The organism is Nocardia nova, assembly GCF_002933465.1.
GTDB lineage: Bacteria > Actinomycetota > Actinomycetes > Mycobacteriales > Mycobacteriaceae > Nocardia > Nocardia nova_B.
The window spans coordinates 80,288-105,345 of the sequence record NZ_PSZE01000023.1; the positions used below are offsets into that span (position 1 = coordinate 80,288).

Genomic DNA, 25,058 nt, shown 5'->3' on the forward strand with positions numbered 1-25,058 from the left:
CAGCACGATGAGCAGCTACGTGTGGAATCCGACACCGGACTACATCGAGCAGGCGAATGTCTTGCGGTTGGCGCGTGCCCACGGCATCGATTCGATCGACGAATTGCGGCAGCGTTCGACCGCCGATGTGCCGTGGTACTGGGATGCGGCGGTGACCGACCTCGGTATCCCGTTCGCGACGCCGTACGAATCGGTTCTCGACCTGTCGCACGGCGTCGAATTCCCGGATTGGTTCGTCGGCGGCACCTTCAATGCGGTCGACGCCTGCATCACTCGCTGGCTCTCCGACAGCGCCGACCGCCCGGCGATCGTCCACGAGGCCGAGGATCAGTCGGTCCACGCGCTCACCTACGGCGAACTCGCCGAACAGGTCGGCCGGGTAGCGACCGGTCTGGTCGAACTGGGAATCGGTGCAGGCGACGCGGTGGCGATCTACCTGCCGATGATCCCGGAGGCCGTAGTCGCGTGCTACGCGGCGGCGGGGATCGGGGCGATCATCGTTCCGTTGTTCTCCGGCTTCGCCGCTCCCGCTATCGCCTCGCGCCTGAACGACGCCGAGGTCAAGGCGGTCGTCGTCGCGGATGGCACGATTCGCCGCGGCCGCAAGGTCGCCATGGCGGACGAGCTGGCCAAGGCGCTCGCACAGACACCTTCCGTGCGCTCGGTCGTCACTGTCGAAAATGTCGGTGGCGCGGCAGATTTCGCCGATCTGGATGTCGCTGTGACGCGATGGAGCTCGCTGGTCGACTCGGCGGCCGCGGCATACGATTTCCGTCCGTTCCCGGCCATGCAGACCTTGATGCTCGGTTACACCTCGGGTACGACCGGCAAGCCCAAGGGCGCGGTGCACACCCATGCCGGGTTCACGATCAAGGTCGCGACCGAGGTCGCCTACTCCTTCGATATCAACGAAGGCGACACCTTCTGCTGGATCACCGACATGGGCTGGGTAATGGGCCCGCTGGCGGCATTCGGCACCCATGCCAACGGTGCCACGCTTCTGCTCTATGAAGGTTCGCCGGATGTTCCGGACACCTGCCGGTTGTGGGATCTGGTGCAGCGGCACAAGATCACGATGCTCGGCGTCTCGCCGACTCTGATCCGGGCGCTCAAGTCGACGCCTTCGGCTGATATAGCGACCCGCGACCTGAGTTCGGTGCATGTCCTCGGATCCACTGGCGAGCCCTGGGATCCCGATTCCTACGACTGGCTTGCCGACACCGTTTTCGGCGGCCGGATTCCGGTGATCAATTTCTCCGGCGGCACCGAGGTCGGTGGCTCGTTCCTCGCGCCTTACCCGGTGGAGCCGATTCCGAGTTGCTCGCTCGGCGGACCGTCGCTGGGAATGGATGTCGACGTTGTCGACGACAGCGGGAAGTCGTTGCGCGGCAGCATCGGTGAACTCGTGTGCCGGCAACCGTGGCCGGCCATGACCCGCGGCGTATGGCGCGACCGGGAACGCTACCTCGAATCTTATTGGTCCACCTTCCCTGGGATCTGGTGCCACGGCGACTACGCCCGCGTGGACGACGACGGCCAGTGGTACATCCTCGGCCGGTCCGACGACGTGATGAATGTCGCGGGTAAACGGCTGGCGCCGGCCGAGGTCGAGTCGGTGCTGACGACGCACCCCGCCGTCGCGGAGGCGGCGGCAGTCGGTATTCCGGACCCGAAGAAGGGCGAATGCGTGTGGGCGTTCTGGGTCCCGCGAAAAGGTGCCGACACCGCAGGGGTGTCCGACGAGCTGCGCAAGCTGGTAGCCGACGGCGTCGGAAAACCTTTCGCCCCGGCGAAGGTGTGGACCGTCGACGCTCTGCCGAAGACCCGGTCCGCCAAGATCCTGCGGCGCGCCGTGCGTGCCGCCGCCATCGGAACCGACCCCGGCGATCTGTCTGGTGCGGAGAATCCCGAGGCCGTGGACGCCATCCGAGATGTCGTGCATCGCACGAGTACGAGCTGAGGAGACGCGATGCATTGGGAACTGTCCGAGGAACAGGAACTGTTCGCCGCATCCCTGCGTGAGTGGATCACCGCGAAATTTCCGACCGACGTCGTCCGGAAACTACAGTCCGGCGAGGACGCCGACCTCTTCACCGAATCACTGATCAAAGAGGGTTGGTGGGGAGTCGGCTACCCCGAGCGCGTCGCGGGCCAAGGTGGCGGCGTCCTCGAGTTGGCCTTGGCGGCAAGGGAATTCGGCCGATCCGCGGTGCCCGACTCGCGGTGGCTGGCGGCGGCACTGGTCGCGCCGCTGCTCACCGAGGCGGAGCTGGCCGATCAGCTTTCGGGCGCGAAGCGGTTCGCCCCGGCAATCCGTGCCGACCGGGTACCGGCGTGGGATCCGCTTCCCGTGCAAGACGGGCGGCTCACCGGAACTGTCCGCCATGTCGTCGGGACGCTCGCGGCCGACGTCTTCGTCGTGCCGGTCGCCGGGCCGCAAGGTACCGGACTGGCACGAGTTTCGGCGTCGGACGCCGTCATCGAGGCAGACCGACTGCTGGACCGCTCGCGAAGCACGGGGACCATCGAGTTCACTTCCGCACCAGCCCTCGACGTCGTGCCGGCCGACGAGTCGTCGCTGGCGCGTTCGACGGCCCTGGCGGGTGTGCTGATGGCCGCCGATGCGCTGGGCAGTGCCGAGCGGATGCTCGAGCTCGCCGTCGAATACAGCAAGCAGCGCAAGCAATTCGGTCAGTTCATCGGGTCCTTCCAGGCAGTCAAGCATGCGGCTGCGCAGATGCTGGTCACAGTGGAAGCGTCGTACTCGACAGCGCTGTATGCCGCGGCCGCGGTGGAGGCCGGGGTCGATGATGCGGCGCTCACCGCTGCGGTCGCCAAGGCGCAGGTGACCGCGGCAGTCGCCGACCTCGCGGAATCGGCGCTCACCGTGCACGGCGCGATCGGCTACACCTGGGAGCACGATCTGCACCTGTTCTACAAGCGCGCCAAACTCGACCGGACGATGTTCGGCCCGCCGGCGGTATGGAACGAGCGAATCGCGGCGGCGCTGCTCGACGAGCCGGTTCGGCAGGACTGAACCCCTCGGCTTTTTGGTCAGTCCATTGTTATAGTTGCCTTAGTAGATGGATGGAGTACGGGTGTGGATTTCGAACTGACAGAGGACCAGGTCACGATTCGTGACGCGGTCGCCGAACTGGCGGCCAAGTTCGACGATCAGTACTGGCAGGAGAAGGACGAGAAGCACGAATTCCCGACGGAGTTCTACAACGCGTTCGCCCAGGGCGGCTGGCTGGGAATCACCACGCCCGAGGAGTACGGCGGCCACGGTTACGGCATCACCGAGGCGTCGATCCTGCTCGAACAGGTGGCCGCCTCCGGGGCCGGCATGAACGGCGCCAGCTCGATGCACCTGTCGATCTTCGGCATGCACCCGGTGATCGTGCACGGCAGTGAGGAGCTCAAGCAGCGCACGCTGCCTCGCATCGTCAGCGGCGACCTGCACGTGTGCTTCGGTGTCACCGAGCCGGGTGCGGGCCTGGACACCACGAAAATCACGACCTTCGCCCGGCGCGAGGGTGACAAGTACATCGTCAACGGCCGTAAGGTCTGGATTTCCAAGGCGGTCGAGTCGGAGAAGATCCTGCTGCTGACCCGCACCCAGAAGTTCGAGGACTCACCGCGCAAAACCGACGGCATGACGTTGTTCCTCACCGACCTCGATCGCGAGAGGGTCGATATTCGTCCCATCAAGAAGATGGGACGTAACGCGGTGACCTCGAACGAGTTGTTCATCGACAATCTCGAGATTCCGGTCGAGGACCGCGTCGGCGAAGAGGGAAAGGGCTTCACCTACATCCTCGACGGCCTCAATCCCGAACGGATGCTGGTTGCGGCCGAGGCGCTCGGTATCGGTCGTGCCGCTCTACGTGCGGGTGTGCGATACGGCAACGACCGTGAGGTCTTCGGCCGCCAGATCGGCAAGAACCAGGGCATCCAATTTCCCCTCGCGGATTCGCTGGCCCGGCTCGACGCCGCCGAATTGATGCTGCGCAAGGCCACCTGGCTCTACGACAACGGCAAATCGTGTGGCCGCGAGGCGAACACCGCCAAATACCTGTGCGCCGACGCGGGTTTCGAGGCCGCCGACCGGGCTCTGCAAACCCACGGCGGTATGGGCTATTCCGAGGAATACAACGTCTCCCGATACTTCCGCGAAGCGCGGCTGACCCGCATTGCACCCATCAGCCAGGAAATGATTCTGAACTTCCTCGGCTCCCACGTACTCGGCCTCCCGAGGAGCTACTGATGACCGACAACACAGCTGAGATCGCGATCCCCGCCGGCCTGCGCGTCTTCGGCCTCGACGGGCGTACCGCGCTGGTGACGGGTGCCGGCGGCGGTGTCGGAGCCGCCGTCGCCGAGGCATTCGCGGCGGCGGGAGCCTCGGTCCTGGTGACCGACATCAACAAGGACGCGGCCACCGCGGTGAGCGAGCGCATCACGAAGGCCGGCGGCATCGCGGAACCGTTCACGCTGGACGTCTGCGACGGTGACAACGCCCGCGACGCGGTGGCCGCCGCGGCCCGTCTGGGTAACGGCAAGCTCAACATCCTGGTGAACAATGCCGGCGTGATCGCTCCCGCGATGTTTCCCAAGATGGACGAGGCCCGCTTCCGCAAGGTGCTCGACACCCACCTCATGGGGAGCTACCACTGCAGCCACGCCGCCCTCGACCATCTCGCCGACGACGGCACCGGGCGCATCATCAATGTGACCTCGGCGGCCGGTCTGGTCGGCACGATCGGGCAGGCGAACTACGGTGCCGCCAAGGCGGCCATCATCGGGCTCACCAAGTCGCTGGCCCGTGAGCTGGCCAAGCGGTCGATCACCGTGAACGCGGTGGCGCCGCTAGCGGCCACCGCGATGACCGAGAACATCCGGAGCAACGAGAAACTCGCCGCGAAGACCCTGGCGCGAATCCCCTTGGGGCGCTGGGCATATCCGGACGAGATCGCGCCCACCTTCGTGTTCCTGGCCTCCGGGGCCGCCGGCTACATCACCGGCCAGGTGCTGCCGGTCGACGGCGGGACGGTGATCTGAGATGAGCACACGAGTATCGGGACCGTTCGCGACCTCGGGCCGTGAGGTCGTCATCGTCGAGGCGGTGCGCACACCGATCGGCAAATCACATCCCGAGAAGGGATGGTTCCGCGATATCCACCCCAACGCGATGCTGGCGTCCTGCTACCAGGACCTGATCGGACGCACGGGAATCGACCCGGGTGTGGTCGAAGACCTCGTCATCGGATGCACGGCGCCGTTCGGCGAGCAATCCCGCAATATCGGACGCAACGCATGGTTGCAGGCCGGCTATCCGGCCGAGGTGCCGGCGACGACGCTTGATCGCCGATGCGGCTCGGCCCAGACCGCGGTGAATTTCGCTGCGGCGCTCGTATCTTCGGGCGTGCACGACCTCGTCATCGCGGGCGGCGTCGAACACATGGGCCATGTGCCGATGAACTCGCCGGCCAAGATCAGCGAACTCTACGGCGACCCGTGGCCGCCCGCACTGCGCGAGCGCTACGACTTCGTGACTCAGGGCGAGAGCGCGGAACTGATCGCCGACCGCTGGGACATCTCGCGAACGGAGATGGACGAATTCGCCGTGCGATCCCATACCCTCGCAGCCGAGGCCATCGCCGCCGGTCGTTTCGACGAGGAGATGGTGACATGGGAACTCGACGGGGAGGTTCGCACCGGCGACCAGACCGTCCGGCCGGGGACCACACTCCACACTCTGGGAAAGCTGAAGCCGGTCTTCCGTCCCGAGAACGGACGGATCACCGCCGGCACCTCGAGCCCCATCTGCGACAGCGCCGCCGCGGTGCTGCTGTGCACGCGCGAGGCTGCCGAGCGGCACGGTCTGCGGATTCGCGCGCGGATCGCGGATCAGACCACGGTGGGCGTCGATCCGATCATCATGCTCACCGGCCCGATACCGGCGACGCACAAACTACTGGAGCGCAATCGTCTCACCGTCGCCGATATCGACCTGTTCGAGGTGAACGAGGCGTTCTCCTCCGTCGTGCTCGCCTGGCAACGCGAACTGAAGCCCGATCTGGACCGTGTCAACGTCAACGGTGGAGCGATCGCATTGGGACATGCGGTGGGCGCCACCGGATCCCGGCTGATCGCGACGATTCTCGCCGAGATGGAACGCCGTGACAGTCACCTCGGCCTGGTCACCATGTGCTGCGGTGGTGGGCTCGGTACGGGCACACTCATCGAGCGGGAGAACTGATGCTCGATTTCGGCGGGCTACTGAAACCGGGGATGGGAGTCTGGTGGAGCCAGGCCGCCGCCGAGCCGCGCCCGCTCGTCGACCGGCTGCTCGCGCAGGCCCCCGGCCTCGGGCCACTTCGGCTGTTCACCGGATTGAGCTGGAACGACCAACTGGCGCAATCGATGTCACCGACCGACACGATGGTCTCCTACGGCGGACTGGGCGCCCTGCGCGAGCTCGGCGCCACCGACCAGCTCGAGGTCGTGCCGTGCCACTACTCGGCGCTGCCCCGGATGTTCGCCGAGCACCGGCTGCCGTGCGACGCCGGACTGGTGCAGGTAGCCCCGCCGGACCGGGACGGTATGTGTTCGCTGGGAATCGGCGTCGACTACATGGCCGACGCGATCGCCCACACGCCGCTGCTGTTCGCGGAGATCAACAAACAGATGCCTGCCGTCCCCGGCTCCCCGCGAATCCCGTTGAGCCGCTTCGCCGCCACCATGGACACCGACCGGCCACTACAGCAGGAAGCGCGCCGCCCGGCGAGCGACAGCGACCGAGTCATCGCCGGTCATATCGCCGAATTGATCGACGACGGCGACACACTGCAGGTCGGCATCGGTTCCCTGGGTGCGGCGGTGTTCGACGCGCTCGCCGGGCACCGCGACCTCGGCGTGCATACGGGCATGATCACCGACGGCGTGCTGGCGCTCATCGACAAGGGCGTGATCACCGGGGACAGAAAAAAGATCGACGCCGGATTCTCTGTCGCCGGAACCGCATTGGGATCGGCCGATATGTATTCCCGGATCGCCGAACTCCCGGTGTTGTTCCGGCCGACCAGCTACACCCATGCACCACAAGTGCTTTCGAGCCTGGACTCGCTCGTGGCGGTGAACTTCGCGATCGAAGTGGACCTGACCGGGCAGGTGGGCGCGGAGATGAGCAGAGGCACCTACCTGGGTGCAGTGGGTGGCCAAGTGGATTTTGCCCGTGCCGCCGCGCTGACGGGAAAGCGATCGATCATCGCACTCCGATCGACCATGCGTGGACGGTCGTCCATCAAATTCGGCCTGGACGAAGGCGTGGTCACCACCGCACGCGCCGATGTCGACTGCGTGGTCACCGAACACGGCGTCGCGCATCTGCGAGGCCAACCGCTGGCCGAGCGTCGCCGCCGTCTGATCGACGTCGCGGCTCCGGAGTTCCGCGACGAACTCGCGAGCGCGACCCGGCTCGCATCCTGACGTCATCGACCACCTGTCATCGAAACACGCTGTTACCCAAACACACTGTTACCGAAAGGAATCGACCTTCATGAGCAATCGCGTAGCGCTCGTCACCGGCGGCGCCCAGGGAATCGGCGAGGGTATCTCGCGCAAACTCGGCGAGGCCGGCTTCAGGGTCGCCGTCGCCGATCTGAATCACGAAGTGGCACAGCAGACCGCGAAGGAAATCGTCGCCGCCGGCGGGCAGGCGATCGCCGTGCCGATCGATGTCACCGACACCGAGTCGGTGCGGGCCGCGGTCGCGCAGGTGACCGAGAGCTTCGGTCCGGTCGAGATCGCGGTCAACAATGCCGGCTGGGACGACTTCATGAGGTTCCTCGACACCGACGAAGCGTTCTGGGACAAGATCCTCGATATCAACTTCAAGGGTGCGCTGCGCGTCAACCACACCGTGGTGCCGGGCATGATCGAGCGCGGCTTCGGCCGTGTCATCAATATCGGTTCGGATGCCGGCCGTGTCGGGTCCTCGCTCGAGGCCGTCTATTCGGGAGCCAAGGGCGGCATCATCGCGTTCACCAAGACCCTCGCGCGTGAGGTCGCCACCAAGGGCGTCACCGTCAATACTGTCTGCCCCGGACCGACCGACACCCCGGCGCTGCGCAAGTTCGCGAACAACTCCGGCCAGGACGCCGACAAGGTACTCGGCGGCATGACCCGCGCGGTCCCGATGAAGCGGCTGGCGCTGCCGTCCGATATCGCCGCGGCCGTCGCATTCTTCGCTTCGGACGAGACCGGTTATATCACCGGCCAGACCCTGTCGGTCAGTGGCGGCCTGACCATGGCGTGAGCAACGCGGTGGACGACAATTCGGGGGAGTGGTCGACCGTCCGGCGATACGAGGACGTCGACTACTCCCGCACGGCAGACGGCATCGCCAAGATCACCATCTGCCGGCCGGAGGTGCACAACGCCTTCCGGCCGCAGACCCTGATCGAAATCGCCGACGCCCTCACCCACGCGCGTGAAGACCCGTCCATCGGCGTCATCGTGCTGACCGGTGAGGGCGACAAGGCCTTCTGCTCGGGCGGCGACCAGCGAGTCCGTGGCGATACGGGCTATCTGACTGACCCGGACAATCCGGGTGCGGTGGGCCGCTTTCACGTGACCGACCTGCAGGTCCAGATTCGTCGCCTGCCCAAACCGGTCGTCGCGATGGTCGCCGGTTACGCCGTGGGCGGGGGGCATGTCCTGCAGATCGTCTGCGATCTCACGATCGCCGCCGACAACGCTCGACTGGGTCAGGTCGGGCCGAAGGTCGGTTCATTCGACGGTGGGTTCGGCGCCGGTCTGCTGGCCGATATGGTCGGCGTGCGCAAGGCCAAGGAGATCTGGTTCCTCTGCCGCCAATACGACGCCACCGAGGCGCTGGAGATGGGCCTGGTCAATACCGTGGTACCCCTCGCCGACCTCGAGACGGAGACGCTCGCGTGGTGCCGGCGAATGATGGAACTGTCGCCGATGGCGCTGCGCCTGATGAAAGCCAGTTTTCACGCCGCCGAAGACGGTTTGGCCGGAATTCAACAGCTCGCGCACGATACGAATCTGCTGTTCTACGCCACCGAAGAGGCCAAAGAAGGGCGAGAAGCCTTCAAAGCCAAGCGGCGACCCGAGTTCGAGCGGTTTCCGCGCCGGGCCTGATATATCGGAAGGAAACACCGAGATGAGCACATTCGGGGTCAACGCCTTCGGCGTCGGCCGCGGACCCGACCGGTTCGCGACAATGACCGAATTCGCGCGTGAGGCAGAGAAAATCGGCTGTGCAGCGGTATGGACGAGCGAGCTCTACAGCCGCTCGGCCACCGTGCCGATGGCTGCGCTGGCCGTCGGCACCAGCACGATCGGCATCGGCTCCAATATCGCCTACGGAGTCGGACGCAGCCCCCTGATGTGGGCCGCCGAAGCGCGTGACCTCGATGAATTGTCCGGTGGCCGAATCATTCTCGGAATCGGCAACGGCACGCCGAAGATGATGGAAGCCTGGCACGGTGTGCCCGGCGAGGCGCCCGCCGCGCGGATGGCCGAACTTCTCACCGTGCTCAAGGCATTGTGGCACCTGCACGAAAGGCCGGTCCACCACGACGGGCAGTTCTACCATGTGCACATTTCACCGACATCAGATGTGCCGGAACCGATCCGGCCCGAAATACCGATCTGGATCGCCGGGGTGAACAAGCTGATGCTTCGAACGGCGGGCGAACTCGCCGACGGTCTCGTCGGTCACCCGATGTTCACCGCCGAGTACGTTCGCGGACCCGTCGCGGACGAAATCGCTACCGGCGCGGCGAAATCCGGTCGCGATCCGCGCGAGGTGACCATCATGGGCATCCGGATGTGCGCGATCAATGACGATGTCGGCCTGGCGCGGCGCCAGGCGGCCTACGCCATCGGCCAGTACGCCGCGTCGAGAGTCTACGACCGGCTGTTCGCCCTGCACGGTTGGAGCGCGGCGCAGGAAAAGATCCGCCGAGCGGCTCGAGAGCGCGACAACGAGGCGTTGATCAACGCCGTGACCGACGAGATGATCGACGCCATCGCGATAGCCTGTAGTCCGTCCGAATTTCCGGCGGCGCTGGCGGCGCTGCCGGACGGCTTCGACCATCTCGACCTGGTCGCTCCGCCTTGGGGGCTCAGCGATCAGGAAACTCGCGCGATCAACACCGAGATCCTGGCCGGCCTGCGAATGCATCTGGCGAACACAGGCGGGGCGTGAGGCCCGAGCTGCGTGAGGCTCCGGCTCTCAGGCTTCGCGCAGCTCGATTTCGGTCCGCTCCTCGACCTGGACGACAGCTTCGGCGTAACCGTGCACGTGCTTGGTCATCCGTCGCGTCGCGGCTGTCGGGTCGCCGGCGCGGATGGCGTCGGTGACCGTCTTGTGCGCCCGGTAGGTCGTTTTACGCACCTCGTCATTGACGAACGCCGTGTTCTCGGTCGAGTTGTAGATCGCGTTCGACAGCGCTGTCATGAAACCGGTCAACAATTCGTTGTGACTGGCGACCGCCACCGCGACGTGCCAATCGACGTTGGCCTGCAGGAACTCCTCGAGGGGGATGTCGAGATCGCCGAGTTTTTTGTTGACGGCATCGAGCGCGGCCAGATCGTCATCGGTACGGTATTTCGCCGCCAGCGCCGCGCATGCGGGCTCGATAGCCTCGCGTGTCTCCAGCAGGTCGGTCAATCGCAACTGCTGGCCCCGGATGAGCAGACTCACCGACGACGCGACCGAGGCGCCGCCGGGCTGTTGCACGAACGCGCCGCCGGAGCGGCCGGTCTTGATGACGACCAGGCCCTGAACCTCGAGAATCCGGAGAGCTTCGCGGACCGTGGTCCGGCTCATCTGCGTCTGAGTGACCAACTCGCGCTCCGGCGGTAACGCGGTACCGGAGGGGAACTCGCCACGCAGGATCCGTTCGCGCAGGTCATTGGCGAGAACGTCCGACGCCTTGGGCACCTGCATCGGCTGCAGCCGGACCGGGTGTCGCGCAACCGTGCTAGACGAGGGCGACTCGGGCATTGTTACCTGCTTTCTGCGTATTTGGTCGTACCTAATCTATCAGCAAAACGTCCTGCCATGCGAGTTCGGAGCGCCCCGCAACCCACCTGTAGTATGGTCATACCAAAATAATGGTTGACTTTGCGCTGCGGGCTGGATAGCTTCCAAGGTGAGGAAGTCGGGCCACGGCGGTGTTGACGAGTCGGGCGAATGCGAGGACGACGTGACAGAGCGGGCGCAGGATGTGGTGACCTGGAAAGTGGTGGAACCCGGAATCGCGGCGGTGACGTTGCGGCGGCCACCTGCCAACGCGCTGGGATTGCCGCTGCTCGACGGGATGCATCGGGCGATGGACGCCGCCGAGAAGGCCGGCGACGTGAAGGTGATGGTGATCGGGTCCGCCCTGCCGGGGTTCTTCGCGGCCGGGGCCGACATCAAACACCTCTCGACGATCGATGCCGAGACCTTCACGGCATACGGTGACCGCATGCGTGCGGTCAACGATCGCCTCGCCGCGGCGCCCTGGCTTTCGATCGCGGCCGTGGACGGCGTCGCGCTGGGTGGCGGTCTCGAGTTGGCGATGGCAGCCACCCTGCGAGTGGCCGGGCCCGGCGGGAAGTTCGGGCTGCCGGAGGTCAAACTCGGGTTGATTCCGGGCGCAGGCGGCACGCAGCGACTCCCGCGCCTGGTCGGAAGGGGGCGAGCGCTGGACATCATGCTGACCGCCCGGCAGGTGGACGCGCAGGAGGCGTACCGAATCGGTCTGGTGGACCGCCTGACCGCGGGCGACGCGACGGAGGCCGCGCTGGTATTCGCGCGTGAACTGCTCGGCCCTTCGCTGCCCGCTCAGCTGTCTGTCGTACGCACTGTCGACGCGGCATTCGACCTGCCGCTCGTTCAAGGAGCCCGTTACGAGGTCGATCAGATCCAAGCGTTGTTCGAGGACGGTGAGGCCGCCGAAGGCATCACCGCCTTCGTCGAGAAGCGTGCACCGCGGTTCCGGTAGACCCACCCCACCCCTGACCCGCTCGCGCGAGGAGTGCAGATGAAGACCCTGGAAGAATGTTTCGAAACCCTCCTCGCCGAGGAGGTGAAACCTGGCATCGTGGTGGTCACGCTGAATCGCCCCGAGCGCTACAACGCGATGACCAACACCATGTTCGTCGAACTCGAGCGCCTCGCCTGGGGGCTCGAGACCGAAGACGAGTGCCGCGTGGTCATCTTGACCGGTGCGGGCAAGGCGTTCTGTTCCGGATACGACCTCGCCGATGCCGACGAGCTCCCCAGCCTGGGAGCTCTGGGCATGCTGGATCAGCAGGAGCGCGCCGCACGCTCACTCACCGCCATTCGCTCGCTGCGCGTTCCGGTGATCGCCGCCGTGAACGGGCCCGCCGCTGGAGGCGGTCTGGCGCTGGCGCTGGCCGCCGACATCCGGCTGGCCGGACCGGCGGCCAAGTTCAACGCCGCCTTCGCCCGAATCGGACTGTCCGCTGGTGACCTGGGCACGTCCTGGCTGCTCACCAGGCTGATCGGGCCGGCGAAGACCAGTGAGATCTGTTTCACCGGACGGGTTGTCGCGGCGGCCGAGGCCGGCGAACTGGGCCTGGTGAACTCGGTGAGCACCGACGACGTGCTCGCCGACTCGCTCGCCCTGGCCGAACTGATCGTCGCGAATTCGCCGGGCGGCGTGCAGTTGTCCAAGCGAGCTCTGCAAGCCAACCTCGAGGTCGGGTCTTATGCCGCGGCTATCGAGCTCGAGAACCGGGGGCAGGCGCTGTTGACTCGCAGTCCGGATATGACGGAGGCGCTCAACGCCTTCAAGGAAAAACGAGCGCCCGTCTTCGAGGGCAAATAGCACAGCTGGACGACACGAGGCGAGGCCCGACAATGACCATTGCTTTTCCCGATCTGCAGACGCTGACCTTCGAGGAGGCCGAGCCCGGCATCGGCATCCTGCGAATCAACCGGCCCGAGCGGATGAACTCGCAAACCGTGACGATGTTCCACGAACACCTCGCGGCCGGGCGAGCCCTGCGCGACAGCGGCTTGCGCGCGCTCATTCTCACGGGTGCGGGTGAGCGCGCCTTCTGCGCCGGATTCGACCTGAACGAAATTCATGTGATCACCCAGATGGGCGTCCGGGAGTTTCTGAAATTCCAGGAAACCGCCACCGGCGGAATCCAATCCATCCGCCATCTGCCGTTCCCGGTCATCGCCGCCATCCACGGGCCGGCGACGGGCGGCGGCCTGGCCCTGGCGCTCGCCGCCGATATCCGCCTGGCGGCACCGACGGTCAAGATGAGCGCGGCGTTCGTGAAGGTCGGCCTGTCGATCGGCGAACTCGGTACCTCGTTCAATCTCGCGCGACTGGTCGGTCCGGCGCGAGCGGCCGAGATCGGCTACACCGCACGGATCGTCGAAGCGGACGAAGCGTTGCGTATCGGCCTGGTGAACCACGTCTTTCCCTCGGAACGGCTACTCGACGAAGCGCTCACCATGGCTCGCCAGATCGCGCAGAACTCACCCGGCGGTGTGCGCATGTCCAAGCGTGCGATCCAGCGCAATATCGAAATCGGTTCCTACGAGGCAGCTCTCGAACTCGAGAACCGCGGGCAAGCGTTACTCACCCGGACCGACGATATGCCCGAAGCGCTGGCGGCCTTCAAGGAGAAGCGCGCGCCACAGTTCTCCGGACGGTGAGCGCGGATATGGCATGGGAATGGACTTCCGACACCCGGCAAGCGCTGGGGAAGTTTCTCGAAAACCGCGGCATTCTCGCCGGCCCGATCACCACCAAGGCCATCGGCGACGGCCACTCGAACCTGACCTACCTGGTCAGCGACGGCACCGCCGGTGTGGTCGTGCGCCGGCCCCCGCCCCCGCCGATTCCGCCGGGCGCCAACGACATGCTCCGGGAAGCGACGCTTCTGCAAGCGTTGCGCTCGACCGGGGTGCCGGTACCCGAGGTTCTCGCGGTGGCCGCCGCGGGCGAGGTCCTCGACGTGCCGTTCTACGTGATGAGCTTCGCCGAAGGCCCGGTCGTCACCACACGCACACCCGCGCCGCTCGACACGGCCGAGCAACGACGTGCCGTCGGCCACAGCATGATCGACACCCTGGCGAGTCTCCACGAAGTGGACTGGCGCGCCGTCGGTTTGGAACGCCTGGGTCGTCCGGAAGGCTTCAACGCCAGGCACCTTCGGCGGATGCGCCGCCTCGTCGCCGACGCCGAGGGAAATCCCCCGGCGGAGTTCGCCGATATCGACGCCTGGCTCGAGGCGAACACCCCCGAGGAATCGGGCGCGACACTCATCCACTGCGACTACCGCATCGGCAACGTGGTTCTCGCCCCGGAAGCCCCGGGCCGCATCGCGGCGGTGCTCGATTGGGAACTCGCCACGATCGGTGATCCGCTGCTCGATGTCGGCTACCTTCTCGCGACGGTCCCGGAGCCGGGCCGGCCGATGAATCCGACCGCCCAGCTCAGCGCCGCCATGCTGGAACCCGGCTACCCCACCAAAGCCGAACTCGCACAGCGGTACCACGCGCGCACCGGACGAGATCTCGAGAACCTTGCCTGGTATACGACGCTGGCGCTCTGGAAGCTTGCCGTCCTGTACGAATACAGCCGCCGGCGCGTTCTCGACGGAATCGGTGATCCCTACTATTCCGATCCCGCGCTGGTACAGAGCTTCCTCGACGATGCGCGTCACGCGGCCGGCCTCGCGGGTCTCGGCGCAACGGCCTAGCGGCGCGATATCCGCGGTGCACGCGAACCACAAGGAGTTTTCGATGACGAACACATGCAATGACACCTTCCACGATCCACTCGTCGGACCCGAGGTCACCGATCTTCCGGACGGCTTCTTCGATCGACTCATGTTCAACATGCACCCCGTCGATGCCACGGCGCCGTCGGTCATCATGGGCTTCGGGATCTATCCGCCCAAGGACACGGTCGATGGTTTCGTCGTCGTGAGTGGCGAGACCGAACAACGCAACCTGCGGTTTTCGAGTCGGCTCTCAGCCACGGACCGAGACGGCGCAGGCCCCTTCCGCTTCGAGGTGCTCGAACCCAATCAGCGGTGGCGACTACGCCTGGGCCCCAACGAGATAGACACCGAATTCGATCTGACCTGGCGGGCCCGCACCCCCGCCTGGTTCGGTGAGGTCGCGGTCACCAACACCTCCGCGCAACGGACCTCCTTCGACCACCTGTTCCAGTCCGGCCGCTACGAGGGCACGCTGACCATCGCCGGCCGGCAGCAGTCGGTGGACGGATGGTACGGACAGCGCGATCGGTCCCGGGGCGTACGCACGATGGCGGGCGGGCAGGGCCTGCACATCTGGTATCAAGCGCAGTTCCCGGACTTCTCGATCGGCTTCCTGCTGGTCGAAACCCGTTCGCACGACCGGCTTCTCCTCGAAGGCGCCGTCATGCACGAGAACGGCCGCCTGGATCCGATCATCGATGTCCGTCACGCGCTGGTGTTCAGCCCCGATCTCGATCTGATCGAAGGGGAGGTCCAGGTCGACACGGCGGCGGGGGAGCGCTATTCGGTGCACGCCGACGCGCGCGCCGGTGGCGGCTTCATGGCGGGCGCCGGCTACGGCGGCCACCACGGTAGATCGTCGGGAATCGATCAGGTTGAATCGGACCGGTACCCCCTCGATGGCTCGGTGACCCCGCGCTCGCTCGATTCGGCGCTCACGGACCGGCTGTGCCACTTCACTCTCGGAAATGTCTTGGGTACGGGAATTCTCGAATTCGCGCTCACCCGCAGCAGCACCTACGAGTACCGCCCGTCGATCTGACCGGCGGCAGCGGGACGGTCCGAGGAGCTGTCGAACGGCGTCGGTCGGACACCCACGCACACACAGAGAGGGTGCGCATCTTGTGGATGCGCACCCTCTCTGTTCGTGAGCTGTGGTGGACTCACACGGTTCGTTGGGCCTTGCTCGATGCGGAGGCCGCCTTACTGGTTTCCTTGATCTGCTCCCAGTCGGCGTCGGTGAGAGTGTTCAAGCCGGCGAAGGTGCCGGGCCCGGCGAGCATCTGTCCGCCGTCCATGGCGATGGTCTGCCCGGTGAGGTAGTCGCACGCGTCCGACAGCAAGAACATCGTCAGGTTGGCCAGCTCCTCGATGGTCCCGGTTCGCCCGGCCGGAATCTGGTCGGCCTGCGTCGCTCCGACCGACGACTTATCGGTCGGGTTCAGCATTTCCCACGCGTAATCCGTCGGAATGGGGCCGGGGGCAAGCGCATTGACTCGGATGCCGTACTTGGCCCACTCCACGGCCAGCGACATGGTCATCGAGTGCACGGCCGCTTTTGCCATCGCGGACGGCACGACAAATGCGGATCCGGTCCACACCCAGGTGGTCAGCGTGGACAACACGCTGCCGGGCAGCCCGTCGGCGATCCAGCGCTTGCCGGCGGCGTGGGTGGTGTGGAACGAGCCGTTCATCACCGTGCTGGTGATCGCCTGGAACGCACGGGGGCTCAGGTCCTTCGTCTGGGCGATGAAGTTGGCAGCCGCATTGTTGACCACACCGGTTAACGGACCGTGTTCGGCCCAGATCCGGCCCATCGTCTCATCGACGTTGTCGTAGTCGCGGACGTCGACGGTATGAAAGAGAACCGCCCCGGGGCGGGCGGCGGACGCTTCCTCGGCTGCCTCGGCGAGGACCGCCGCACGACGGCCCCACAAATGAACCTCGGCTCCGTGTTCGACCAGATGTCGCGCCACGCCGCGGCCGAGCCCGGTTCCGCCGCCGGTGATCAGAATCCTCTTGCCGGACAACAGCTTCGGGGAGAAGGTCGTATCGGTCATCAATGCACCTCGTTGTTCGATGATTCGAGCCGGTGGCCTGTTCACAAGCCGATGTGTTTGGCGATGATTTCGCGCTGGATCTCATTGGTACCGCCGTAGATCGGCGGTGCGAGGGCGCGCCGCACCTGGCCCTCCATGCCGGATTCGCGGGCGTACCCGTAGCCGCCCATCATCTGCATCGCCTCGAGAGTCGTGTGCTTGGCAACTTCGGTGCAACGCATCTTCGCCATGGCGCTCTCGCGAGCCAGATCGTCCTCCAGACCGGCGTCGATCTTCGTCGCGACGTCGTAGACGAACGTGCGCGCCAGCTCGATGTCGGTGGCCAGATCGGCGAGACGATGCCGCAGGGCCTGGAAGGTGGCGAGCGGGCGGCCGAACTGCTCACGTTCCCTCGCATAGGCAACCGCATCATCGAGTGCACGTCTCGCACCGCCGATGCTCATCGCGGCGATGATCAGGCGTTCGATACTCAGCCCGCGCATGAGCTGTTTCCACGCGTTGCGGGGTTCGCCCACGACCGCCGAGGCGGGTACTTCGACATCACTGAAGTAGACGTCGTTGCACGTATGCGCTTCCATCGTCTCGATAGCGCGGATGGTGAGGCCGGGTGCGTCGGTCGGCACCATCAGCAGCGTCATGCCTTGATGTTTGCCGCCCGAGCTGTCTTCACGGGTCAGGACGATGATATGTTCAGCCACGTGTGCGGCTGAGATCCACGTCTTCTGGCCGTTGATCAGGTAGCGGTCGCCGTCGCGTCGCGCGCTGACTCGCAGGCCTGCCAGGTCGGATCCGGCGCCGGGCTCGCTGAGCGCGATGGCTTCGAGGCGCCCGGCGACGAGGTTGGCGACGATGGTCTTCTTCTGTTCGTCGGTGCCCCACCGCAGGTAGGTTTGCGCCGCGGTCAGGCCGGTCGAGTATCCGGTGATCGGGGCAAGACCCCGCGAGGATTCCTCGAGGAATATGCATTCGTCGACGAACCCCGCACCACCACCCCCGAATTCGGCAGGCAAGGACACGCCCAGCCAGCCGTTGCGGGCCATGTCGGCCAGCACCTCGGGGCTGTTGGACAGCGTTCCGCCGGCTGTGACCGCGTCGCGCTGGGCGACTGTCGCGAGTCGGCGGCGGCAGTACTCGGCTACCGCCGCCGCGAACTCACACTGTTCGGATGTGAAGAGCAACTCACTTCCCCCGGTATGGGGAGAAGTCGGGCTTGCGCTTTTCGTTGAAGGCGGTGATCCCTTCCTGAGCTTCAGGGGTTTCACCGAACATCGCCAGGGTGGAGTAGGCCATGGTGCCGATCGAGACGAAGTGCTCGGTGTCGGTGTTCATCGACTGCTTGAGGACCTTGAGGGCGGTCGGTGAGAAGTCGAGCATCTGGTCTGCCCAGGCCCGCACCTCCGCCTTGAGATCGGCGGCCGGCACGACCTTGTTCACCAGACCCCAGTCCAGCGCTTCTTCGGCGGACAGCCGGCGCAGCATGAACCAGATTTCCCGCGCTCGCTTCTCGCCCACGACGCGGGCAAGATAACCCGAACCCAAGCCGGCGTCGAAGGAACCGACGCGCGGACCGTTCTGGCCGAACTGTGCGGTGTCGGCGGCGATAGTCAGATCGGCCAGCACGTGCAGGACATGGCCACCGCCGATCGCCAGGCCGTTGACCGCCGCGATGACGGGCTTGGGGGTATCGCGAATGACCCGGTGCAGGGCGTCCACCTCGAACAGGCCACTCGCCGACGGGCCGTAGTCGCCGGTCTCCATACGCTGCTTCTGGTCGCCGCCCGCACAGAACGCCTTGTCACCGGCGCCGGTCAGTGCGACGACACCGACCTCACTACTGGCCCAGGCGCGCTTGAACGCCATAACCAGTTCGTCGACGGTCTGCGCGCGGAATGCGTTGTAGCGCTCCGGCCGGTTGATAGTGATCCACGCCAGCCCGTTGTCGACCTCATAGGTGATGTCGGTGAACTCGGTCATCAGACTTGGTGTCCTTCCATTGCGGTGAGCTGCGAGAACTTGTGGTCATTAGGACTGACCATTTGCATAACAGTAGCTTTAGGCGTGTCGGACATGCAAGGGGGTCGATGGAACTCTCTACTCACTCATACGAGTGAACCGATCGAGCCTGCTTTCCCGTGGTAGGCGCCGCTTCCGGGGGTGCCGACGCCGCCGGATGGTGCGCCTGTCGAGAAGCCACTCGCTGCACTCACCCGCCCGGCCCACACCGCAACCGGATAACCCCTTTCTGGTTCCGCGCCCGGAGCCGTCGCCCAGAATTCACTTGCCCTCGATATCGATTTCGGTCAATATCGACGTGTGTCTAATCAACGGGTGGATGTCGCGGTACCGGTTGCCGAACAGGCCGGATGCCAGGTCACAGAAACCATCGGCCGGGCGCTGACCAGCGGCGAAGCCGCCGAATTGGCGGTGATGTTCAAAGCCCTCGCCGACCCGGTGCGGCTGCGTGTGCTGTCGGCGATCGGCGCACGCGCCGGCGGGGAAGCGTGCGTGTGCGATGTCTCGGACGGACTCGACGTCACCCAGCCCACCATCTCCCACCACCTGAAGGTGCTGCGCGAGGCCGGGCTGGTCACCAGCGAACGCCGCGCATCCTGGGTCTACTACCGCGTGGTGCCCGAAGCCTTGCGGCGGCTGTCGCTGGTACTGGGCCGGCAGGCCGGATCGGAGGTGGTGGCTTGAGCGCCACCGCGCACGCCACCCATCCCGCGGTGGTCGCCAAGCTGTCGACGCTGGATCGGTTCCTGCCGGTCTGGATCGGTGTCGCGATGGCCGCGGGTCTGCTGCTCGGTCGCCTTGTCCCCGGCCTTGGGAACGGCCTGTCCGCGGTCGAGGTCGACGGGATCTCGCTGCCCATCGCGATCGGGCTGCTGATCATGATGTATCCGGTGCTGGCGAAGGTCCGCTACGACCGCCTCGACAGCGTCACCGGCGACCGCCGCCTGCTCATCGGCTCCCTCGTGATGAACTGGCTGATCGGGCCCGCACTCATGTTCGCCCTCGCGTGGCTGCTGCTGCCGGATCTGCCCGAATACCGCACCGGGCTGATCATCGTCGGCCTCGCCAGATGCATTGCCATGGTGATCATCTGGAACGATCTGGCCTGCGGAGATCGCGAGGCCGCCGCGGTCCTGGTCACGTTGAATTCGATCTTCCAGGTTGTCATGTTCGCCGTACTCGGCTGGTTCTACCTCTCAGTCCTGCCCGGATGGCTCGGCCTGCAACAAACCACCATCGACACCTCACCGTGGCAGATCGCGAAATCGGTACTGATCTTCCTCGGCATTCCATTGGTCGCCGGATTCCTCACCCGCCGATTGGGTGAGCGTGCTCGCGGGCGGGACTGGTACGAGTCGAAACTCATACCGCGGATCAGCCCCTGGGCCCTCTACGGGCTGCTGTTCACGATCGTGATCCTGTTCGCACTCCAAGGCCATCAAATCACCTCCCGCCCCTGGGACGTCGCGCGGATCGCGGTGCCGCTGCTCGCGTACTTCGCCATCATGTGGGGCGGCGGCTACCTCTACGGGCGCCTGGTCGGCCTCGGCTACGAACGCACCACCACTCTCGCGTTCACCGCCGCGGGCAACAACTTCGAACTCGCCATCGCCGTCGCGATCGCCACCTACGGCGCCACCTCCGGCCAAGCCCTCGCCGGAGTCGTCGGCCCGCTGATCGAAGTCCCCGTACTCGTCGGACTCGTCTACGTCTCCCTCGCCCTCCGCAAACGCTCCACCCACACCGACGCTTCGGTGGAGGTGGCGCGGTGAGCCCGGCACCGTCGGTGTTGTTCGTGTGCGTCCACAACGCCGGACGCTCCCAAATGGCACAAGGCTTCCTCACCCACCTTGCCGGCGACCGCGTCGAAGTCCGTTCCGCCGGAACCGAACCCGGCGAACGGATCAACCCCGCGGCCATCGAAGCCATGGCCGAGGTCGGTATCGACATCACCGCCCAAACCCCGAAAATCCTCACGCCGGACACCGTCGAAACCAGCGACATCGTCATCACCATGGGCTGCGGCGACACCTGCCCCTACTTCCCTGGAGTCGACTACCGAGACTGGAAACTCGACGACCCCGCCGGCCTCGGCGTCGACGCGGTCCGCCCCATCCGCGACGAAATCGAACGCCGCATCCGCGACTTGCTCACTGAACTCGCCATCCACACCACCTGGTAGAAGTCGGAAACCGTGGCAGGAACAATCACTCGACTGCGACGGGCGCTCGACCAGCCGTTACCCCGAGAAAAGAGATGGACGGACTCTCACTGCTGTAGTGAGGGCGCTACGTCGTGTGGAGTGTCGGGTTCATCATCGGTGAGGGTGAAGTAGTTCTCCTCTTCCTGCAAGAAATGCAGTTGCAGCAGGGCGTGCAAGCCGTAGAGGCAGGCGAGCAGATCGTCGAGCTGGTCCGCTGGGACGCGGCCGGTGGAGCGGGCCAGTTGTAGATGGGTGCCGATGCGCGTGGTCAGCCGCTGGATTTCGGCGTGGGTGCGGCTCATCGTGGCCGTGGCTTCGCCGCTGCCCAGCGGCCCGGACAGCCTCGGATACAGCTGGGTCTCCTCGGCTGTTTCGTGCGGTAGCAGCCGGTCGACCAGGAAGGTGTAGGCGTCCTCGACCGCGGACAGTGCCGTGTGATCGGACCGTTGAGCGAGGCAGTCGGCGGAGGTGCGCAACAGGCTGAGGGTATCGCGCAGTTCGTCGTGCTCACCCGCGAAGCGATGCAGCAGCCGGCCGGTTTCGGCAGGCAGGTGGGTGCGGGCGGCGGGACTACCGCGGAGCGCGCGCAGTGCGTTGACGATGACCGCGACATCGATGGCTTCCTGAAGCAGCGCACCGGCCGCGGGCGGGAGCCAGCCCAGCGCGGCGATGACCATGGCCACCAGCGACATGCTCATGCCGGCCACAGCGCTTTGGACAGCGATCCGGCGTGACCAGCGCGCGGTGTCCATCGCGTCGGCGAGCCGGTCGAGGCGGTCGGTGGCCAGCACGATATCGGCGGCTTCCGACGAGGCGGTCGAACCGCGCGCACCCATGGCCACTCCGACGGTGGCCGCGGCCAGGGCGGGGGCGTCGTTGACGCCGTCACCGACCATCACCGTGGTGGCGGCCTCGCGTTCGCGTTGTACGGCATGCACTTTGTCGGCGGGGCTCTGTCCGGCGTAGACCTCGTCGAGTCCCAGGACAGTGCCCACCTCGCGGGCGGGCTCGGGGCGGTCACCGGTCAGCATCACCAGCCGGTTCAACCCGGCCTGCCGTAGGCGTCGCACCGTGCGCGGCGCGTGCCGGCGCAGCGGGTCGCGCAGCAGGATCGCGGCGGTGAGGCGGTCGTCGACGGTGATCCACGCGATCGCCGCCGAGTCCAGGCTCGCCTGGTTGACCACCGCGCGCGCCCAGTCGGCAGTGGTGGCGGCATCGGGTAGTTTCCCGACCTCGATCCGGTGGCCTTCGACGACACCGCGCACTCCGCGTCCGGCCTGCTCGGTGACATCCGAGGGCAACGACAACGCCAGATTGCGGGCCAGCGCTTCGGTGACGATCGCTTCGGCCAGCACATGCGGTGACAGTTGGTCGAGTGAGGCAGCGAGCCGCATCGCCTCGGCGGAGCCTGCGCCCGGGGCGGCGATCACCGCGGTGACCGCGGGCCTGCCCGCTGTCAGGGTGCCGGTCTTGTCCATCACCAAAGTTGTTGCGTGCCCGAGGTTTTCCAACGCGCCGCCGCTGCGGATGATCACCCCTTGCCGGGAGGCACGCGACAGCCCCGACACGATTGCCACCGGCGCGGCCAGCAGCAACGGACACGGCGTCGCCACCACCAGCACCGCTACCGCCCGCACCAGCGAGCCGCTGAACACCCAGGCACCCGCCGCCACGAGCAGCGTCAGCGGAAGGAACCACGTCGCGTATCGGTCGGCCAGCCGAACGACCGGCGCGTTCTCCGCACCGGCCTCCTGAGCCAGCCGCACGATCCCGGCGTAGGTGCTGGCCTCCGCAGTGGCGGTGGCACGCAGTTCGAAGGTCGCGCCGGCATTGACCACGCCGGAGCGCACCGGCTCCCCGACCTCGCGTTCGACCTGCAGCGGCTCCCCGGTGAGCACCGACTCGTCGAGCACAGCGGCGGGACCGATGATCCGTCCGTCGACCGGCACCACTTCACCGGCCACGACGACAACGACGTCGTCGACAGCGATATCGTCGAGCGCAACCGTGGTGACCTCGCCCCCGACGCGGCGACGCGCAGACCGCGGCGCGTGCTCGAGCAGCGCCCGCAAATCGTGGGAGGCCCGCCGTTCCGCGGCGGCATCCAGCGTGCGACCGGTGGCCAGCATCACCGCGATCAACGCACCCGCCAGATATTCGCCCACCACGAGCGTGCCGACCAGCGAGAGCACCGCGATCAGATCGACCCCCGCGCGTCCCTTCAACACGGTGGCCACCATCCACCACACCGCCGGCACGATCGCCACCACGGTCGCCGCGATCCAGAACCCGTCCGCCACCCCGGAAAACCCTGCGGCCCAGGCGATCAGGCCACCGATCAGCGCGACAGCCACCACCGCCAGCAGTGCCGGCTCGACCCACCGCCGAACCCTACCGGCCCACCTGCCCATCGCCGAGTCCTGGGCAACCATAGGCTCTCCTCTCCCGGGCGGTCGTCCTCATCGACCTCCCCACGCGTATACCGCTGGACCGGCACCTGCGCACCCCGCGGATGCGACACACGCTCCTTCGCGCAAGCTTGCCTCATCTCGACGATCCAGCATCGGCACCGGCACGGGCAGGGGACGAAGATTCCAGGGAGTGGGTACAACGTCACAGAACGGGCAGCCGTGGCGGGCGGATCTGATCACGGTGCGATGTTCGATGAGCTCGGGCCGGGTCTCGGCCAATGCCGCCCGCTCGCTGTGAGCAAGGGTTCTGGTCAAGTCGATATAGAAGCTCGCGGTGCAGATGGTTGCACTGTCACCGACGATGCGATCGGCGATCACCATGACGTCGTGTTCCCGGCCGGAGGTATCGAGAAACCGGTGGCGGCTCGAGGTGGAACACCTGTCGCGCCTGTGTCGGACAACGTGGCCACTACTCCGCGATCAGCTTCCGCCCGCGGGGCAGCCCCAAAGAAATGCGCGGAGTGCGTCGATGGCGGTGGTGAACACCGTCAGCGCCGTTTTCCGGGTCTCGGGTGTGCCGGCGAAGGTTGCGCGGATTCCGGCGACCACCGCCACGATTGCGATAGCCAGTGCTGTCGATACGAAGATGCCGATCAGGGCCAGGAGCAGCGTCATCAATACGTCGGTGAGGCCGCTTTGTCCGGCGCCGGTCAGTACGGCGCCGGTGAGACCTCCGGCTGCGCTGCTTCCCGCCGTCACAACGGCTCTACTTGCGGTCATACGCACCACCCCTGCAGAGCGCTGGCGCGTGTCAAGGGGTTGCGCAGACTTTTTCGGAGCGGCCGCCCCGTCGACCCCTGGCGACCCCGAGGCGCGGACCTACACCGGCGCCACCGACAGCATGCGCCGGCATACCGACGACGCCAGCCGGGTCGTGGCCTTATCTCGTGCGCTGCCGCGGCGCAGGCACCTACCTCGCCACCGTGCCGCCCGGGCATCGTCGAGCGTAGGCAGCGCCCGGCTTGACAGACCACTCAGTCGGGTCTCGCATTGTTGACGTGTGCTGAAAGGGGGTGGGCTGATCAAGAAGTCGGCTGACAGCGGCCACGTCTTCGAGATCGTCGAGATCGAAGACGACGCGCGAGCCCTCGTTGCGCCGACTGGGGGCATCGGCGGCCCGCCTGAACGTCACTGTGACAGAGCGTGTGCCGGTGCGGTGGTGGTCTGCGCGGTGGATGCCGTAATGCGGTCCAGTGATCGGCGATTGGCTCTGGCTGCGGTGTCCGGTCGCGGGCACGCTGGGGCGGTGCTGGTTCGTCGATTGATCGCGTTGTATGCCGGACTGTGGTTGTACGGATTCTCGATGGCGGTGATGGTACGGGCCGACCTCGGGCTGGATCCGTGGGACGTGTTCCATCAGGGTGTGGCGCGGCATGTGCCGATCAGTTGGTTGAGTCCAGCAGGATGGTGTACGACTCGGGCGTCAGACCAAATCTGAGCGTGTCGTAGCCGGGAAAAGGGTGGTCACCGCGTGATCCTTCAGAAGACCTACCAAGTCGTTCAGAAGGAAGAAGA

General features: G+C 66.1%; 24 protein-coding genes. 18 read left to right on the forward strand and 6 right to left on the reverse strand.

Going from position 1 to position 25,058, the window contains the following annotated elements; genetic code table 11:
• Positions 1-7: 7 nt before the first annotated feature.
• The 9 genes from C5E41_RS24115 to C5E41_RS24155 all read left to right on the forward strand — a co-directional run bounded on the left by C5E41_RS24115 (position 8) and on the right by C5E41_RS24155 (position 10,243).
• On the forward strand, positions 8-1,960 hold the full coding sequence (locus tag C5E41_RS24115) for an AMP-binding protein (protein ID WP_104378033.1): 1,953 nt from the start codon (positions 8-10) through the stop codon (positions 1,958-1,960).
• A gap of 9 nt (positions 1,961-1,969) precedes the next feature.
• Positions 1,970-3,037 carry an acyl-CoA dehydrogenase family protein gene (locus C5E41_RS24120; RefSeq protein ID WP_104378034.1) on the forward strand — a complete coding sequence of 356 codons (1,068 nt, stop codon included), beginning with the start codon at positions 1,970-1,972 and terminating at the stop codon, positions 3,035-3,037.
• Positions 3,038-3,100: 63 nt separating this feature from the next.
• The gene (locus tag C5E41_RS24125) at positions 3,101-4,267 is read left to right on the forward strand and encodes an acyl-CoA dehydrogenase family protein (RefSeq protein WP_104378035.1); all 1,167 of its coding nucleotides are present in this window, start codon (positions 3,101-3,103) and stop codon (positions 4,265-4,267) included.
• Positions 4,267-5,061 (forward strand): SDR family NAD(P)-dependent oxidoreductase, encoded by a 795-nt coding sequence (locus C5E41_RS24130; protein ID WP_104378036.1) that lies wholly within the window; start codon positions 4,267-4,269, stop codon positions 5,059-5,061. Before C5E41_RS24125 ends, C5E41_RS24130 begins: the two co-directional genes overlap by 1 nt.
• A 1-nt stretch (position 5,062) precedes the next feature.
• Positions 5,063-6,262, forward strand: a complete 1,200-nt coding sequence (locus tag C5E41_RS24135) for a thiolase family protein (RefSeq protein WP_104378037.1) — start codon at positions 5,063-5,065, stop codon at positions 6,260-6,262.
• Complete coding sequence (locus C5E41_RS24140) at positions 6,262-7,491, forward strand: acetyl-CoA hydrolase/transferase family protein (RefSeq protein ID WP_104378038.1); 1,230 nt, start codon at positions 6,262-6,264, stop codon at positions 7,489-7,491. Before C5E41_RS24135 ends, C5E41_RS24140 begins: the two co-directional genes overlap by 1 nt.
• 70 nt (positions 7,492-7,561) lie before the next feature.
• Positions 7,562-8,320 carry an SDR family NAD(P)-dependent oxidoreductase gene (locus tag C5E41_RS24145; RefSeq protein ID WP_104378039.1) on the forward strand — a complete coding sequence of 253 codons (759 nt, stop codon included), beginning with the start codon at positions 7,562-7,564 and terminating at the stop codon, positions 8,318-8,320.
• On the forward strand, positions 8,317-9,171 hold the full coding sequence (gene menB, locus C5E41_RS24150) for a 1,4-dihydroxy-2-naphthoyl-CoA synthase (RefSeq protein WP_439956478.1): 855 nt from the start codon (positions 8,317-8,319) through the stop codon (positions 9,169-9,171). Before C5E41_RS24145 ends, menB begins: the two co-directional genes overlap by 4 nt.
• 22 nt (positions 9,172-9,193) lie before the next feature.
• A complete protein-coding gene (locus tag C5E41_RS24155) occupies positions 9,194-10,243 on the forward strand; it encodes an LLM class flavin-dependent oxidoreductase (RefSeq protein ID WP_104378040.1) in 1,050 nt (349 codons plus the stop codon).
• Positions 10,244-10,270: 27 nt separating this feature from the next.
• On the opposite strand, the gene C5E41_RS24160 is transcribed toward C5E41_RS24155, so the two are convergent.
• Complete coding sequence (locus tag C5E41_RS24160; RefSeq protein ID WP_258081216.1) at positions 10,271-10,987, reverse strand: FadR/GntR family transcriptional regulator; 717 nt, start codon at positions 10,985-10,987, stop codon at positions 10,271-10,273.
• Positions 10,988-11,267: 280 nt separating this feature from the next.
• On the opposite strand from C5E41_RS24160, the gene C5E41_RS24165 reads away from it, so the two are divergent.
• Genes C5E41_RS24165 through C5E41_RS24185 form a run of 5 tightly spaced genes read left to right on the forward strand, consistent with a single transcriptional unit; the run spans position 11,268 to position 15,838 of the window.
• Positions 11,268-12,029, forward strand: coding sequence for an enoyl-CoA hydratase/isomerase family protein (locus C5E41_RS24165; protein ID WP_439956481.1), 762 nt, complete (start codon positions 11,268-11,270; stop codon positions 12,027-12,029).
• A 39-nt stretch (positions 12,030-12,068) separates the two neighbouring features.
• The gene (locus C5E41_RS24170) at positions 12,069-12,878 is read left to right on the forward strand and encodes an enoyl-CoA hydratase/isomerase family protein (protein ID WP_104378043.1); all 810 of its coding nucleotides are present in this window, start codon (positions 12,069-12,071) and stop codon (positions 12,876-12,878) included.
• 32 nt (positions 12,879-12,910) lie between these two features.
• Positions 12,911-13,723: an enoyl-CoA hydratase/isomerase family protein gene (locus C5E41_RS24175; RefSeq protein ID WP_104378044.1), complete on the forward strand. Its 813-nt coding sequence runs from the start codon at positions 12,911-12,913 to the stop codon at positions 13,721-13,723.
• An 8-nt stretch (positions 13,724-13,731) separates the two neighbouring features.
• Entirely contained in the window at positions 13,732-14,772 is a 1,041-nt protein-coding gene (locus tag C5E41_RS24180) for a phosphotransferase family protein (protein ID WP_104378045.1), read from the forward strand.
• Between the two features lie 43 nt (positions 14,773-14,815).
• Positions 14,816-15,838, forward strand: coding sequence for a DUF7064 domain-containing protein (locus tag C5E41_RS24185; RefSeq protein WP_104378071.1), 1,023 nt, complete (start codon positions 14,816-14,818; stop codon positions 15,836-15,838).
• 121 nt (positions 15,839-15,959) lie between these two features.
• On the opposite strand, the gene C5E41_RS24190 is transcribed toward C5E41_RS24185, so the two are convergent.
• Genes C5E41_RS24190 through C5E41_RS24200 form a run of 3 tightly spaced genes read right to left on the reverse strand, consistent with a single transcriptional unit; the run spans position 15,960 to position 18,830 of the window.
• Positions 15,960-16,856 carry an SDR family oxidoreductase gene (locus C5E41_RS24190; RefSeq protein WP_104378046.1) on the reverse strand — a complete coding sequence of 299 codons (897 nt, stop codon included), beginning with the start codon at positions 16,854-16,856 and terminating at the stop codon, positions 15,960-15,962.
• A gap of 41 nt (positions 16,857-16,897) precedes the next feature.
• Positions 16,898-18,034: an acyl-CoA dehydrogenase family protein gene (locus C5E41_RS24195; protein ID WP_104378047.1), complete on the reverse strand. Its 1,137-nt coding sequence runs from the start codon at positions 18,032-18,034 to the stop codon at positions 16,898-16,900.
• A gap of 1 nt (position 18,035) precedes the next feature.
• Positions 18,036-18,830 (reverse strand): enoyl-CoA hydratase-related protein, encoded by a 795-nt coding sequence (locus C5E41_RS24200; RefSeq protein ID WP_104378048.1) that lies wholly within the window; start codon positions 18,828-18,830, stop codon positions 18,036-18,038.
• Positions 18,831-19,169: 339 nt separating this feature from the next.
• Between C5E41_RS24200 and C5E41_RS24205 the strand changes: the two genes are divergently transcribed.
• The 3 genes from C5E41_RS24205 to C5E41_RS24215 are packed head-to-tail and all read left to right on the forward strand — an operon-like array spanning position 19,170 to position 21,051.
• Positions 19,170-19,553: an ArsR/SmtB family transcription factor gene (locus C5E41_RS24205; RefSeq protein WP_439956480.1), complete on the forward strand. Its 384-nt coding sequence runs from the start codon at positions 19,170-19,172 to the stop codon at positions 19,551-19,553.
• On the forward strand, positions 19,550-20,641 hold the full coding sequence (gene arsB, locus C5E41_RS24210; protein WP_104378049.1) for an ACR3 family arsenite efflux transporter: 1,092 nt from the start codon (positions 19,550-19,552) through the stop codon (positions 20,639-20,641). Before C5E41_RS24205 ends, arsB begins: the two co-directional genes overlap by 4 nt.
• A complete protein-coding gene (locus C5E41_RS24215; protein WP_104378050.1) occupies positions 20,638-21,051 on the forward strand; it encodes an arsenate reductase ArsC in 414 nt (137 codons plus the stop codon). The genes arsB and C5E41_RS24215 overlap by 4 nt, the downstream gene beginning before the upstream one ends.
• A gap of 86 nt (positions 21,052-21,137) precedes the next feature.
• On the opposite strand, the gene C5E41_RS24220 is transcribed toward C5E41_RS24215, so the two are convergent.
• Together C5E41_RS24220 and C5E41_RS24225 are read right to left on the reverse strand one after the other, a co-directional pair.
• Positions 21,138-23,504: a heavy metal translocating P-type ATPase gene (locus tag C5E41_RS24220; RefSeq protein WP_104378051.1), complete on the reverse strand. Its 2,367-nt coding sequence runs from the start codon at positions 23,502-23,504 to the stop codon at positions 21,138-21,140.
• A 459-nt stretch (positions 23,505-23,963) separates the two neighbouring features.
• Entirely contained in the window at positions 23,964-24,263 is a 300-nt protein-coding gene (locus C5E41_RS24225; RefSeq protein WP_146097666.1) for a hypothetical protein, read from the reverse strand.
• Between the two features lie 280 nt (positions 24,264-24,543).
• Between C5E41_RS24225 and C5E41_RS24230 the strand changes: the two genes are divergently transcribed.
• Entirely contained in the window at positions 24,544-24,981 is a 438-nt protein-coding gene (locus C5E41_RS24230) for a hypothetical protein (protein ID WP_104378053.1), read from the forward strand.
• The last annotated feature ends 77 nt before the right edge of the window (positions 24,982-25,058 follow it).

Bases quoted from the DNA above. Each gene is read 5' to 3' on its own strand.
- C5E41_RS24140 (WP_104378038.1), top strand. From the start codon at position 6,262: ATGCTCGATTTCGGCGGGCTACTGAAACCGGGGATGGGAGTCTGGTGG.
- C5E41_RS24225 (WP_146097666.1), bottom strand. From the start codon at position 24,263: ATGACCGCAAGTAGAGCCGTTGTGACGGCGGGAAGCAGCGCAGCCGGA.
- C5E41_RS24115 (WP_104378033.1), top strand. From the start codon at position 8: ATGAGCAGCTACGTGTGGAATCCGACACCGGACTACATCGAGCAGGCG.
- C5E41_RS24135 (WP_104378037.1), top strand. From the start codon at position 5,063: ATGAGCACACGAGTATCGGGACCGTTCGCGACCTCGGGCCGTGAGGTC.
- C5E41_RS24175 (WP_104378044.1), top strand. From the start codon at position 12,911: ATGACCATTGCTTTTCCCGATCTGCAGACGCTGACCTTCGAGGAGGCC.
- C5E41_RS24200 (WP_104378048.1), bottom strand. From the start codon at position 18,830: ATGACCGAGTTCACCGACATCACCTATGAGGTCGACAACGGGCTGGCG.
- C5E41_RS24155 (WP_104378040.1), top strand. From the start codon at position 9,194: ATGAGCACATTCGGGGTCAACGCCTTCGGCGTCGGCCGCGGACCCGAC.
- C5E41_RS24120 (WP_104378034.1), top strand. From the start codon at position 1,970: ATGCATTGGGAACTGTCCGAGGAACAGGAACTGTTCGCCGCATCCCTG.
- C5E41_RS24185 (WP_104378071.1), top strand. From the start codon at position 14,816: ATGACGAACACATGCAATGACACCTTCCACGATCCACTCGTCGGACCC.
- C5E41_RS24170 (WP_104378043.1), top strand. From the start codon at position 12,069: ATGAAGACCCTGGAAGAATGTTTCGAAACCCTCCTCGCCGAGGAGGTG.
- C5E41_RS24190 (WP_104378046.1), bottom strand. From the start codon at position 16,856: ATGACCGATACGACCTTCTCCCCGAAGCTGTTGTCCGGCAAGAGGATT.
- C5E41_RS24145 (WP_104378039.1), top strand. From the start codon at position 7,562: ATGAGCAATCGCGTAGCGCTCGTCACCGGCGGCGCCCAGGGAATCGGC.
- C5E41_RS24180 (WP_104378045.1), top strand. From the start codon at position 13,732: ATGGCATGGGAATGGACTTCCGACACCCGGCAAGCGCTGGGGAAGTTT.
- C5E41_RS24130 (WP_104378036.1), top strand. From the start codon at position 4,267: ATGACCGACAACACAGCTGAGATCGCGATCCCCGCCGGCCTGCGCGTC.
- C5E41_RS24160 (WP_258081216.1), bottom strand. From the start codon at position 10,987: ATGCAGGTGCCCAAGGCGTCGGACGTTCTCGCCAATGACCTGCGCGAA.
- C5E41_RS24220 (WP_104378051.1), bottom strand. From the start codon at position 23,504: ATGGTTGCCCAGGACTCGGCGATGGGCAGGTGGGCCGGTAGGGTTCGG.